The 13,403-nt window shown below is 65.8% G+C and carries 10 protein-coding genes and 1 pseudogene; 4 read left to right on the top strand and 7 right to left on the bottom strand.

Annotated features, from left to right (window positions below):
- Positions 1-16: 16 nt before the first annotated feature.
- Both AC27KI_RS01890 and AC27KI_RS01885 read right to left on the bottom strand, forming a co-directional pair.
- A complete protein-coding gene (locus AC27KI_RS01890; protein ID WP_284431033.1) occupies positions 17-745 on the bottom strand; it encodes a metal-dependent hydrolase in 729 nt (242 codons plus the stop codon).
- Positions 742-1,401, bottom strand: coding sequence for a hypothetical protein (locus AC27KI_RS01885; protein ID WP_487088134.1), 660 nt, complete (start codon positions 1,399-1,401; stop codon positions 742-744). The genes AC27KI_RS01890 and AC27KI_RS01885 overlap by 4 nt, the downstream gene beginning before the upstream one ends.
- Before the next feature lie 294 nt (positions 1,402-1,695).
- Between AC27KI_RS01885 and AC27KI_RS01880 the strand changes: the two genes are divergently transcribed.
- Complete coding sequence (locus AC27KI_RS01880) at positions 1,696-3,159, top strand: leucine-rich repeat domain-containing protein (RefSeq protein ID WP_284431031.1); 1,464 nt, start codon at positions 1,696-1,698, stop codon at positions 3,157-3,159.
- A gap of 150 nt (positions 3,160-3,309) precedes the next feature.
- On the opposite strand, the gene AC27KI_RS01875 is transcribed toward AC27KI_RS01880, so the two are convergent.
- The 5 genes from AC27KI_RS01875 to AC27KI_RS01855 all read right to left on the bottom strand — a co-directional run bounded on the left by AC27KI_RS01875 (position 3,310) and on the right by AC27KI_RS01855 (position 9,997).
- The gene (locus tag AC27KI_RS01875; protein ID WP_487112287.1) at positions 3,310-5,352 is read right to left on the bottom strand and encodes a hypothetical protein; all 2,043 of its coding nucleotides are present in this window, start codon (positions 5,350-5,352) and stop codon (positions 3,310-3,312) included.
- Positions 5,353-5,524: 172 nt separating this feature from the next.
- Complete coding sequence (locus tag AC27KI_RS01870) at positions 5,525-5,980, bottom strand: hypothetical protein (protein WP_284431029.1); 456 nt, start codon at positions 5,978-5,980, stop codon at positions 5,525-5,527.
- Positions 5,981-6,232: 252 nt separating this feature from the next.
- Positions 6,233-8,269, bottom strand: a complete 2,037-nt coding sequence (locus tag AC27KI_RS01865) for a pectate lyase (protein WP_487112285.1) — start codon at positions 8,267-8,269, stop codon at positions 6,233-6,235.
- A 320-nt stretch (positions 8,270-8,589) separates the two neighbouring features.
- Positions 8,590-9,453, bottom strand: a complete 864-nt coding sequence (gene sctT, locus AC27KI_RS01860) for a type III secretion system export apparatus subunit SctT (protein WP_284394248.1) — start codon at positions 9,451-9,453, stop codon at positions 8,590-8,592.
- A 7-nt stretch (positions 9,454-9,460) separates the two neighbouring features.
- Positions 9,461-9,997: a type III secretion protein gene (locus AC27KI_RS01855; RefSeq protein ID WP_487088142.1), complete on the bottom strand. Its 537-nt coding sequence runs from the start codon at positions 9,995-9,997 to the stop codon at positions 9,461-9,463.
- 103 nt (positions 9,998-10,100) lie between these two features.
- Between AC27KI_RS01855 and AC27KI_RS01850 the strand changes: the two are divergent.
- The 3 genes and pseudogenes from AC27KI_RS01850 to sctV form a co-directional block, all read left to right on the top strand.
- A pseudogene (locus AC27KI_RS01850) lies at positions 10,101-10,751 on the top strand (EscU/YscU/HrcU family type III secretion system export apparatus switch protein); the annotation flags it as partial.
- 79 nt (positions 10,752-10,830) lie between these two features.
- Complete coding sequence (locus AC27KI_RS01845; RefSeq protein ID WP_487088187.1) at positions 10,831-11,319, top strand: EscU/YscU/HrcU family type III secretion system export apparatus switch protein; 489 nt, start codon at positions 10,831-10,833, stop codon at positions 11,317-11,319.
- A gap of 26 nt (positions 11,320-11,345) precedes the next feature.
- Positions 11,346-13,400 carry a type III secretion system export apparatus subunit SctV gene (gene sctV / locus AC27KI_RS01840; RefSeq protein ID WP_284406609.1) on the top strand — a complete coding sequence of 685 codons (2,055 nt, stop codon included), beginning with the start codon at positions 11,346-11,348 and terminating at the stop codon, positions 13,398-13,400.
- Positions 13,401-13,403 lie beyond the last annotated feature (3 nt).

The raw sequence follows: 13,403 nt of genomic DNA, 5'->3' as shown, positions 1-13,403 counted from the left end.
GGGATCCGGCCAACGGTCAGGCCAGGCGGCGGGGCAAGAGACCGGCGAGCGAAGCGATGGCCATGCGGCCCACGCCGGGCGCCGTGCGCCATGCGAACCGCGCTGCCTGCCCCAGCAGGCCCAGCGGGCGCACGTGGCCGTCAACCATGTCCCGCCACAACAGCCCCGTCAGCAGGCGCGACAGATCGATGCCGAGGTACAGCGCCGCCAGCGCCAGGCATGCCACACGCCGGACATGGCCAATACCGAACGCGCGGGCCACATCGGAGGCCACATGGCGATGCCCCACCTCTTCCTCGCAATGCCAGCGCCACATCCGCGCCTCACGGCCATCGCCCTGCAGCCAGGCCGTTCCCTGCAGCACCTGCGCTGAGAGCAGCGCAGTCAGGTGCTCGAACGCCTCGGCCAGCGCCAGGCGTGTCGGCAGCGGCAGACCGGCCAGGTCCTGGACCGCCGCCGCGACCCGCCCCTCCAATTTGGATACCGGCACGCCGGTCTGCGCCAGGCGCTCGTTGTAACGGCGGTGCGCTCGCTGGTGGGTGGCTTCTTCCCGCACGAAGCGCAGGGCCTCGTCACGCAATGCGGGAGCCGAGACGCCTTGCCCGCCGTCGGCCTGGAGCGCATCGGAGATGGCATCGATCACGAAGGCTTCGCCGGACGGCAGCAACAGCGACAGGGCGTCGAAGAACCGCGTGCGGAACATGTCTCCATTCCAGGGCACCACACGGGCTTGCGTAGCGCTCAAAGCAGCGCTCCGGCCCAGTGCGTGGCACGTCGCAGCACCGCAAACGGCAGGATGCGCCACAGCGGCCATGCCGCCGCGAGCGGCACGGTACCACGCAGCAGAACGCCGTGGTCCAGCGATTCCGCATGCGGGAAGTAGTCCGGCCGCACGCCGACGATCTCGCGAAAGCCCTTGCGATGGTAGTACCGCAGCTGGGCATCGGCCGGCAGGCCGCCGCGGCGCGAATGCACATAGGTTTCCGCATCGGGCGCAAGCCCTTCCTGCAAGGCCCGGCGCAATCCGGGCACTGGCGATCCCAGATAGATGTCGCGCCAGCCATGCCGAAGCGCATGGGGCCAGAAGAACCGGATCAACTGGCAGGCCGCTTCCGGGTCCACGCTGGTCAGGCTGATCCCGAAGAGGCTGCGGCCAGGCTTCGCGCCGACCGGTTGTCCTGCGCAATCGTGCCAGGACCGGGCGGCCACCAACGCCTCGCGGCAGGCCGGCTTCATGAAGAGCGACGCCAGCGCCTCTCCTGTTTTCGGGCAGAACGCACCCACGCACAGATCGGGATGGGCCAGGATGCGACTGCGCAGAGCCGCTTTGTCGGCGGCTTGCTCCGGCGTCCATTGCCGGGCTTCCAGGCGCAGCAATTGCGGAATGTCGTCCAGCCCCAAAAACCGCGCACGGGGCCTGCTCGCCACCTGAGCAATGCCCTGGGGCGCCATGGCTGGCGAACGCACGCTGCGCGACGGCATCCAGGAGCCCGCCGGCGCAGCGCGCCGAATCTGCATATCGAAAGACATGGGGTCGGATGATCGCCAGCCCGTATGAAAGGCTGATGACACCCCGTGCAATCGGCCACCGCTGGCCTGGCCCGCTCGCTTGTCGGTCGATCGCTTCGCATGCCGGCTGCCTGCGCTGGGTATGGCTGCCTACCCTGGAGGCATCCCGATCAACGCGAGAACGCCATGAACAGCCTTATCCTGAAAAGCCCCCCTACAGAACTGCGCCCGGTAGCGGGCGGCCTCTTCGCCTGGCTGAGCGCCAAGGCCTCCAGCGCCCATCGCCTGCGCCGCGCATCGTCCCATCGCATGGGTGGCGCGTCCTTGGCGCCTGCCGCAAAGCAAGCAGCCGCCCGGCCGGCCGAGCACCCCGTGCGGGACCTGTCCGAGGGGCAGGCTGGCGTGCCGGTGGTGCGTGGCACACAGGGCCTGCTCGACATCTGCGAGGACGGACTTTTCCCCGGGTTGCGCAAGATGGTGCTGCGGGGTGAGTTCAGCGACGCGGATCTGCAGCACCTGCCCGGGTCGCTTGAGGAGCTGGAACTGCTGCATTGCAAAGGCATCAGTTCCGCAGGCCTTGCACAACTTTGCCAGTTGGATCTGCGCTCGCTCACGGCCCGCCATCTTCACATCGATGCGCAAGGCGCCGCGATCCTCGCAGGCCATCCCACGCTGCGCTGCCTGGACCTCAGCCACAACCCGATTGGCGATGAAGGCGCTCGCGCGCTGGCTCGAAACCCCGGCGTGCAAACGTTGCGGCTGAACGACTGCGGCATTGGCAATGCGGGCGCCACCGCCCTGGCCGCCAACCCCCACCTTCAGGTGTTGGAGCTGCGCAGCAACCCAACGTTGGGCGCCGAAGGCATCCGCGCCCTGGCCCGCAGCCACGGCATGCGTTCGCTCGACCTGAGCGACAACCGGCTGCGCGACCCGGCCATTGCCCCGCTGGGCAGCAACCGCAGCCTGACCCACCTGGTACTGGGCGGCAACCTGATCGGCGAAGACGGTGCCCGCAGCCTGGCGGCACACCCGTTCCTGGAATCGCTGAACATGCAACGCAACCGGATCGGGGACCAGGGCGCTGGCGCTCTGGCGCGCATGCCACGTTTGCACACACTGGTGGCATCGGGCAACGGCATCGGCACGGCCGGTGCGCAAGCCCTGGCACAGCACACCGCCCTGACCACCTTGGACCTGCGCCACAACCCGATTGGCGATGCAGGTGCCCAGGCGCTGGCCGACGCCCCGTCCCTCGTCTGCCTGGATGTGGGCAGTTGCCAGGTGGGCAATGCCGGCGCGTGCGCATTGGGCCGCTCCCGCACGCTGACGCGCCTGGTCCTGCGCAACGACATGGCCGGCACCGTGCAGATCACGGAAGCCGGCGCTTGCGCCCTGGCGGCCAGCACCTGCCTGACCGAACTCGATCTGGAGGGCCACCAGATCGGCTCCGGCGGTGCCCGGGCCCTGGCGGCCAATCCCCGGCTGCAGAAGCTGAATCTGGCCCGCAACCGGATCGGCGAGTCGGGCGCGCATGCGTTGGCTGGCAACCGCACGCTGGCATCGCTGGACCTCTGGAGCAACCCGTTTTCCGAGCGGGGAAACCGCGCGTATGCGCAAACGCATCGCGCATTGATGACGGCCCTCGGTTGAGGAACTCCGGCAGCGCCGGATCAACCGAAGGCTCCTGCCGCAAAGCCAGGGCAGGGCCCGGCCGTTGAGGCATGCCTGCTTCGGCTTGGCGTGCAGTCCGATGGTCGGGCAGGCAACAGTTGCCAGCCCGCAGGGCCCCCACTCCCTCACTCAATCGGATTTGGGCTTGACCCAATGGGTCAGTTCATCCCGGTGCTGCAGGGTGCGAAGGGTCTGATCGACCATTCCCTGGATTTGCGCGATCTCGCCTCGGTGGATACCAGCGCCAGCCGCACCGCCTCGCAACAGCTGCTGAGCGATCTGCAGGTCGGCCAATTCCGGCTTGCTGGCGTCCCGTAGTCCAGCCAGCGTGTCAATCGCCGCACTGAGGTACATCGCGTCATCGCCCCCCTGCTCGGAAATCACGCCCTGCAGCTCTTCAGCCAGGGCCACCAAACCATTCTGCGCGTGATACGCCGCATTTGACAGCCGTACCAGCTTGTTGTCTCGCCACTTGTCCAGGGAGTCCGTCAGGCTGTGCGATGCACCGCCCAGGTACTCCTTGCTCGCCTGCCAGACAAAATCGTTGGAGGAGCTCTGGCCAGCCTGCTGCAGCATGTAGCCCTGCGATCGCAGGGATTCGCCTGGCAAGGCGGAATTGGAGCCGCCCCGCCCCAATTGCCCGACCAAGGCGCCGATGCCGGTCGAGGCAACGCCCGCCATCACATTGGACGCCAGCGACCGGCCCATGTCGCTGATCCGGGCACGAACGTCGTCGCCATTGGGCAACCATGATCCGCTGGTGCGCCAGGGGCCGACCCAAAAGTGCTGCGTCAATGCCAGCGTTTCCTTGGCCACCTCCGCTCCATAGCCAGGCAAACCTTTGATGTCGGCCAGCCCCGCCGCTGGCAACCCGGGCTGGGGCAAGCTTCTGGCAAACACGTTGGCCTTTCGCGTTCCTCCGGCGAAATCGTCCAGATTCGCATAGGCCACTGACTTGCCCATGCCCAATGCCAGTTTGGTCACGCCCCCTCCGAGCCCCGAAGCCCATAGCGAGTGCGCGAACACCAAGGCGGGATTGGTGAACGCGTAGATCGGCATCACCTGCCGGCGCAGCACATTGAAGCCCGCCGTCATCAGCGGCTGGGCCAATACCCCCCACTGTTTGCCATCCAGTGCCACCTGCAGCGCGGTCACCGACTTGCGCCGCAGGTCCGCCTGGGCCTTCAGCTCGTTCATCGTGGGCAAATGCCGCGGACCACCGAGCGAGTCTGCCGTCACCGGCCTCCAGAACTCCTTGCGTTCGTTCACCACCCGGATCTGTACTGGGCAAGGGTCGGGGACCAGCACGTGAGGATCGATGGCCTTGAACTGGGGAAAGTTGGCCAAGGCCGCTCGCCGGTCCATGGCCGACAGCAACGTGGTATCGACCATGTGCGCGGTGAGCCCCCCGAGGGTGCCGCCTGCGAGCGCCGGGTCGTACTGGTTGCTCAACTCTCCGATGTTCACCGATTGGCCTTCGGCGTTCAGGCCCGAGCGTGGACCGATCGCGGTGGCCATCGCATTGGTGGCAGGCGAACGCGCCATCGAACTCAACAACTGCCGCCCAAAATCGTACCCTGCAGGCAAGGCTGCATCGCCAGCCCGCAGCGAGTAGCCCCCGGCCCCGGCAGCCTCCTGCGCATCGGCATGCTGCCGGGCCCATTCCTCGTACACTGCCGCCATTTCGCGCTGCTGCTCGTTTTCTGTGCGAAACGGTATGTTACGCAGGAAGGCCACCAAGCGGTCGCCCGCGGACAGAGCGGTACGGTCTGAGGTCGGGGGGTCGACGACCACATGCGGCATGCTGGCCTCCAGATCCACCCTGTCGACGGCGATGTCTTGCACCGGCGCCTGCACATCGGCCGCCTGGGCCGTCGCGGGCTCTGGCGTCTGGCCTCGCCATCCCACCTGTCCCGCCAGGGCATGGGCGCCGGTCCATGCAGCCCCCACGCCTTGCGCCATGCGCCACCCACCCGACTGCAAGGTCTGGCCAATGGTCTCCATCCAGCTGCGGGAGGTCCCGGCATTGGCCAGGCTTTCATTCGGAGATGGCATGTCGATGGCGACGTAGCTTCCGGACGCCGACGGGGAGTTGGTGCTCCGTTCGGGCAACACTGTCCGGCGCACCGGAGTGGCCGACTCGGTGCTGCCTGGCGTGGCGCGCGGGCTCAAGCCCTGGTGCTCGAGCGTTTGCGTCGGGGGCCGCTCGTTCGTGTGGCTGGCGGCCGTGGTGTTGGCATCGGTCCGATGGGGGATGGTCCGGATGCTGCGGCCAGTGATGTTCGGGTGGTCCATGGGAGTGTCCTTGGGTCCAGAAGTTCGTGAAACGGAGAGTCCGCCGGTCTCAAGCCGAGGAAGGCGCTGGCGCGGGTTCGTCCAGCAGTGCCTGAAGCACACTGGCCCCGATGCCATTGAGCATGTCCATGGCGGTGGCCGCGTCTTGAGGCGCCTCGATCCAGGACAGCGAACTGAGCTGCAGCATGCCCTCAGCGGATGCTCCCAGATACCAGCCAAACTCCTTCAGGACCACGGCCTGCAGCGTCAAAAGCTTCAAGACCTCCGGACCGGCAAGCTCTTGCGCCGCGACCGGCAGCAGCACTTCGGGCAGCACCGCGGCATGCTCGGGGTGCAAGTGGAAACGGCCGGCCAAGCCGGCCGGCCCGCTGATAACCCGCGGGGCCACCAGGAGAAGGCCGTCTTCCGCCCGCAGGCCGATGTGCACGGCCAACTGGGTCAGGAAATCGATCTGGGCGCGCGTCGCGGCCTCGGGCACGCGGGCAACGGTGGATGGGGCGCTCATGGGAGTGTCCTATGACGAATTGAGTGGGGGGTGTGGGAGAGAAATCAGGGCACGGAGGTGGCACCGACGGAAAGACATTGCACTGCCGCTGCTGCTGAAAACGAGGCAGCAGGCCGTGTGGCGGCGGGATGCGCCGCACGCAGGCGCAGCGGCTGGCAGGGCAGGCGAACGCCTGCATGCACCAGCCGCTGTGGCCAAGCAAGGCCGGAAGATCCGCTGGCATGGCGCAGCAGACTTCCAGCCTCTTTTTCATCAGCCCGTGAAGGCCTTCGTACCGCGGTTTTCCGCACCTTCCACCTTGGTGGCTGCGGGTGCGAGCACATCGTGGGGCGCGCCAACGATGTCGTTGTTGGCCAGCTTGATGTTGGCCTGCGTCGCGTCGGTACGCACCACGGCTTCCTTGACGTTCCTGATCGTCGAGTTGGTGATCGAGATGTCGGTCGCGAAGTCCTTGCCACCGTTGGTGCGGACCAGCTTGCTGGTGCCATCGAAGAAGGAGTTGTCGATGGAGAAGGCGCCGCCGTGGTTGAGCTGGAACGTCTTGTCGGTGGCATTCGCCGCGCCGCCGTTCTTGAACACCACGTCGCCTTCGCCCTTCTTCGTCATGAAGTCCTCACCCACATCGCGGCCAAACACGCCGTCGAGGGTGGCGTTGCCTTGGGTGTGAATGCCATCGCCGCCGGAAATCTGGACGTTCTTAAGGGTAGCACCGGGTTCCAGGATGAATACCGGCTTCTGATTCTCGCTCTGGCCGCCGTCCCCAAGAGCAGGCCCCGCCTTGTAATGCACGTTGCCGCCGTCGAAGGTGGTACCGGCCTTGACCACAATGGGCTCATTGACGATCTTTTCGCCGCTGGCGGGTGGAATGCTAGTTACCTTGCCGCCAGAGCCAGAACCCGTAGTGGAAGGGGTCTCGGAAGGCTTGGTGCCGGTAGAAGGGCCCGTCGTGGAAGGCTTGTCGGTGGAAGGCTTTTCCGTACCGCCGCCATCACCCACTGGAGGCTTCGTGCCGCCACCATCACCAGAAGGCTGCGTGCCGCCACCACCAGCAGAAGGCTGCGTGCCGCCGCCACCACCGGCAGAAGGCTGCGTGCCGCCGCCACCGCCAGCAGAAGGCTGCGTGCCGCCGCCACCACCGCCTCCACCCGACTCGCTATCGGACTCGTCCGGCTTCTTGCCCGTCAGGAGTTCGATCAGCTTTTGCAGCAACTCCATCAGTTGTTGGGTTGCATCCTGTGCGCCACCATTTTGCTTGTCGCCATTGGCCAGCTTGTCCAATGCGCTGCTGTCGCCCTTGATGAGGGCCTCGACCAATTGCTTGAGCATGTCGCCCGGCGAGCCCTGCCCTTTTGCACCATCAGTTCCATCGACTCCACCGGAATCACCAGTTCCGCCAGTTCCACCGGCATTGCTGGTGCCGCCAGAGTCCTTGGTGCCGCCGGCCCCACCGCCACCACCAGAGCCTTCCGCCTTTCCGCCCTGCAGGGTTTGCAGGATTTGCAGAATCTGCTCGAGCACCTGCAGCAGCTGCTGGATCGACGACTGGCCGTCGCCGCTTTGCGTGCCGTCCGCGCCCTCAGGGCCGCCAGTGCCGCCAGTGCCGCCGGCACCGTTCGTGCCTCCGGTGCCACCCGTACCGTTTTTCCTGCCCAGGTCTTCCACCGCACCCGAGCCACCCGACAGCAGTGCTTCGATGAATTGCTTGGCCAGATCGCCAATGTCGCTGGCGCCTGTATTGCCGTCGCCACCACTGCCGCCGCCATTGGTTTGCCCCGTGCCGCCGGCACTGCCCGTGCCGCCTGTGGTCATCTTGTCCAGGATCTGGCGCAGATAGCTTTCGCCCAGTTGCTCCAGCAGGTTGCCACCGCTGCCGCTGTCCTTGCCCATTTCATCGAGCGTGTTGCCGCCACCGCCGCCGAGCTTGTCGGCAATGCTTTTGGCCAGATCGCTGGCAGGATTCTTCTGCGAGTTCTGCTCCATGGACTTGGCGATCTGCTGCAGCAACTCGCCGAACTGCTGGATCAGGCCGGCCACGCCCTGGCCCTTGTTCGCGCCGCCGCCTCCGTTGGCGCCGCCCGCGCCGCCCTTGCCCGACACACCATCCGTGCCGCCCGCTTTGCTGTCGGAACCGTCTTTGTCCATCGCTTTCATGACTTGTTGCAGCACCAGCACGACCAGCTGGAGCAGTTCGTCCTGCAGTTTCTGGGAAGAGTTCTGTTGGTTGTCCGACAGAGAGTCCAGGTTGTTGTTGAACCGGGAGGTGGTCTGGGTTTGGAAATTGACTGACATACTGACTCCTTAAGGCAAAGTGAAAAAAAAAGCTGTCCACCCCATGGCGGCTCAGACAGAGAAATGCGGCGAAGGGATCCACCGTGTTGCGCGACGGCGTGGGTTCAGAGAAAGCGACTGACTGCGGTGGCGACCGGATCGACACGTGGTGGGAAACCCCGGCCCCGCGGTGCACCTCACTGGGACACTGCAGGCGCGACGGCACGAGGGGCCGTCCACACCTCACCGACACAGCGCATCGGCGCGCCGCCAGTGCACAGGACAGGCTGGCAGTCCAGCTGCGAAGGCGGGACTGCGCGGCCTGCCGGTTGCCCTCAGCGTTATCCATGGGGCACCGCCGGCGATTGGGGTGAGGCAGGGGGCGAGGCCGCAGGCGACAGCAAACGCTTGATGCGCTCGGCCACGGGCCGCATCGTGAGTTGCGGCCGCACCTGCTGGAAGAAAACGCCCACCAGGAGTACCAGCAGCAGCATGGTCGTCGCCCCCTTGATGGGCTGCGCGAGGCTGTTGGGCTCCAGTTTTTCTGCGGCCTTGCCGAGCAAGCCGATGCCCAGATCGATGAGCATCAGGATCACGATCACCGGTCCGGCGATCTTGAGCACGGTTTCGGCGTAGTTGGTGACTTCGGTCGGCAGGAACCGCTCCATCAGCACCGACCAACTGGGCATGACGCCCGTGAGCGGCCACCACTCGTACGAATCGAACAGCAGGCCGATGAAGACCAGCATGCCCCCCAGCATGTAAAAGCCTACGATGGCCAGTTGCGACAGCAGGTTGCCCACCGGCGTGCTCTGCTGGCCGCTGAGCGGATTGGTCTGCTGGATGTTGTTGTAGCCGGTCTGGTTGTCAATGAGCATGCCCACGCTCTCGGCCACCCAGAAGACGGTGCCGACCGCGAACCCGATCAGCATTCCGATGACGCCCTCCTTGAGCACCAGCACCGCCATGTCCACGGCGGTCAGCGAATGCAGCAGTTCGGTCGGCTGGCCCCAGGCCACAAAGGCGCCCAGCACAAGCACGAGCCCACCGCGAGTGCGCCCATACAGCAGCATGTCGTTCGTCGCCGGCATGACGAGCATGGCGGCATAGATGCGCGCAGTGGACAGTGCCAGCACGGCAAAGAAGCCCTTGAGATCGAGGGTCAGCTGGAAAAGGCCCAGCCCCTGCTGCATGGAGGGGTCCATCGCCACCTCATGCCCTGGCGCCGCGCGCCAACTGCAATCGCGTGCGCGCAGCGGCACGGGAGCAGGCCAGCATGCGAGCAACGGCCGTTTCCTCTGCCTCCTCGTCCTGCGCGTCCTCCTGGGCCCGTTCAGCCTCCTGCACGGCCCGCTCCAGCCGGGCCTCGGTCGCCTCCATTTGCTGCGTTGCGCGCCGCAGCGCGAACTCTCGCTCGGCCACCCGCTGCACGGCGGCTTCCACCTGCGCTGCCGCGCGCTGCGTCAGCTTGCCGGCATCGGCGCTGCGCACTTCCGCCTCCTTGACCAGGATTTGCAGCGTCACCACGTCCTGCGCATGAAAGCCTTGCGGACGCTCCGTGGTCGAGGCGATGCGGCCGCGCAGGTCGCTCTCGGCCTGGCGCACCTGCGCCTCCTCGGCCACGGCCGCTTCGTGCGCGGCCTGCTCGCGATCGCGCTGCCGGGCGCTCTCCTGCAATGCCGCTTCGCTCTGCTCGACACGCCGCTTCTTCAGGCGCACCAGGATGCGCAACCCCTTGATCGTGCTCATGAATCCCTCTCCAGCGGCCAACCGACATCGATTGACCTTCTGGCGGCAAGACTAGAAGCGCGCGGCCTCGCGCCATGGAACCCGAACGAAGGCAGTCACGGCAATGCGAATGTGGGCACGCAGCGCAGGACTGCGATCCGTCACGTTCGTCTGCGAGGGCAAGGACTTCGCATGGATCGCATGCCAGGCGGCGTGCAAAGCTAGATTGCAAGAACCCATCGCGCACCGCGACCAACGAGCCCACGCCATGTCAGAAAAAACGGAAGAACCCACAGACAAGAAGCTCCTGGACGCCCGCAAGAAGGGAGAGGTTCCCAAAAGCCAGGACGTCGTGGCCGCGGCCATCCTGGTGGCCTCGCTGCTGGTGCTGATCGGCTCCGGCCCCATGCTCTACGACCACATCGCGAAGGTGGTGAAAACCGCCATGCACCAAGGCATGCAGGCGCAGGACACGCAGGAGGTTCTGGCGCTGATTTCCTCCATGGTGCTGGACGGCGCGATCGCCGCGTTCTCCCTGGTCATCGTCTCCGTGCTGGTGGCGATCATTGCCATGATGGGCCAGGTGGGGGTGATCATTTCGTTCGAAGCCATCCAGCCGAAATTCGAAAAACTGAACCCCGCCGAAGGCCTCAAGAAACTGATCAACGCACGCTCGATCATCGAGTTCTGCAAGTCTGTGGTGAAGGCCGTGGCACTGGGGGCCGTGATCTGGCAAATCGTGCTCAGCCTCGTGCCATTGCTGGTGGGCTCGGCCTACCTTTCTGCCCAAGGCGCGGGTCAGGTGGCGTGGAGCGCCATCCTGCGGTTGATCGGTTTTTTCGTGCCTGGTGTTCGTGATCATCGGTCCCGTGGACTTCGGCTTGCAGCGCTGGCTGTTCATGCGCGACCAGCGCATGAGCAAGGACGATATCAAGCGGGAGCGCAAGGACAGCGACGGAGACCCCCATGTCAAGGGCCAGCAGCGCTCGCTGCGCGACGAGCTGGCCAACAGTCCACCGCAGGAACGCGTGCCCGGCGCCACCGTGGTGGTCACCAACCCGACCCACTACGCCGTGGCCCTGCTCTACGAGGAAGGCGTCACGCCCCTGCCCATCGTGGTGGCCAAGGGGATGGATGCACAGGCCGCGGTGATCCGCGGCCTGGCCGCAACGCATGGTGTTCCGATCATCGCCAACCCGCCCCTGGCCCGCGCGCTGCACCGCCTGCCGCTGAACCAACCCATTTCCGAAGAACTGCTCGAGTCCGTTGCCGTCGTGCTGCGCTGGGTCGCAGAACTCGACCAATTCGGCGGCGGCACGGCCGCAAACACCTCTCCTCCCTGACAAGCCTTCACCACCAGGAACACCCCATGGCCAAACGCTTCGACTCCACCCTGGTCAACGACATGACGATGGCGGGCTTTCTCGTCGGCGTGATCGCACTGATGATCCTTCCGCTGCCGACCATGCTCATCGATGCGCTGCTGGCCATCAACCTCACGGTGAGCATCCTGCTGCTGATGACCACGCTGTTCATACCGGACGCGCTGTCGCTTTCGACCTTTCCTTCGCTGCTGCTGTTCACCACGCTGTTCCGGCTGGCGCTGAACATCGCCTCCACCAAGGCGATCTTGCTGCATGCCGATGCAGGCCACCTGATCGAGAGCTTCGGGCAGTTGGTGGTGGGCGGCAATCTGGTGGTGGGGATCGTGGTGTTCCTGGTCATCACCATCGTCCAGTTCATCGTGATCGCCAAAGGCTCGGAGCGGGTGGCGGAAGTCGGCGCGCGCTTCACGCTGGATGCCCTGCCAGGCAAGCAGATGAGCATCGATGCCGACTTGCGCGCGGGCCTTTTGACGCCCGATGAAGCCAAGCGAAAACGCGCTCACCTCGGAATGGAAAGCATGCTGCACGGCGGCATGGACGGCGCGATGAAGTTCGTGAAAGGCGACGCCATCGCCGGGCTGATCATCACGATGGTGAACATCCTCGCAGGGGTTGTGGTCGGCATCATGTACCACAACATGACCGCCGGCGAAGCGGCCAACCGCTTCGCGGTGCTGTCCATCGGCGATGCCATGGTGTCGCAGATTCCTGCCCTCTTCATCTGTATGGCGGCCGGCGTTCTCACCACCCGGGTGACCGACGAGCACAAGAAAAAGCCCACCTCGCTCGGCCAGGACATGACCGAGCAACTCACCCGCAACCCCCGTTCGATGTACCTTGCCGCGGCGCTCACGGCGGGCTTCGGCTTCATTCCGGGCTTTCCGATGGTGCCTTTCGCCCTGCTGGCGGGCGGTCTGGTGGCTGGCGGGCACTTCCTCACCAAGAAACGAACCCAGCTCGCGGGCAACTCGCTGTCCAAGCCGATCGCGGCCCTGATGCGCGAAGGGGCCAAGGGAGACGCGCCCTCCATCCAGCAAAAAGCCCCCGAGTTCGCCAAGCCGCTGTCGATCCGCATGTCGGATGCATTGGGCAAGCTGATCGATGCAGAGCGGCTCAACGGCGCACTCAACAAGGAACGGGAAGGACTGCAGTCCAGGCTGGGCCTGCCGTTTCCCGGCGCTGCGATGTGGGTGGACATCGAACTGACCGGCCTGCGCTACGAAGTGCTGATCAACGACGTTCCGGTGGCGCAGCCCGAACTGCCGGGCCGCATGCTGCTGCTGCTCGACCCCCAATCGCCCCTGGCCGCATCGGCCCAGCCACACGGGCCCGCACTGGGCAGCGAGGTCTCGCTGTGGCTGGCGCCGGAGGCCGTGCCCATGGCCCAGCGAGAAGGCGCATGCATCGATGTGGAGCAGGTCATCGCGCGCGAAGTCGTGGGCATGCTGCAGCGGCACGCCCACCTGTTCATGGGGGTTCAGGAGGTGCAGTGGGTGATCGAGCGCAGCACGCCGGAATACCCCGGTCTCGTGGCCGAGGTGCAGAAGATCATGCCCCTGCAGCGCATGGCCGAGGTGCTGCGCAGGCTGCTGGAAGAACAGGTGCCGATCCGCAACATCCGCAGCATTTTCGAGAGCCTGATCGTCTGGGGGCCCAAGGAAAAAGACCTGTTGCTGCTCACGGAGTACGTGCGCTCCGACCTCGGCCGCTATCTCGCGCATGAAGCGACCAGTGGCCAGCGGCATCTGTCGGCCATCTTGCTCGATCCGGACATCGAACAGGCGATCCGCGGCTGCATCAAGCCCACGCCGGCGGGGAACTACCTGGCCATGTCGCCCGACGACGCGCGCGACCTGACCGAGCGCATCGCCGCGGTCGCCGATACCGCCAGGCAGCCCGGCGTGGCCTTGGTGACGTCGATGGACATTCGCCGCTATGTCAAGAAGATGATCGAAAGCCGCCTCGACTGGCTGCGCGTGTACTCGTTCCAGGAGTTGGGAACCCAGGTGGAACTGCGGCCTATCGGCCGCGTTTCCTGAGGA

The organism is Acidovorax sp. KPB24-03, assembly GCF_057546605.1.
The sequence above is the reverse complement of the archived record's forward strand: the minus strand, read 5'-3'. Positions and strand labels throughout refer to the sequence as shown.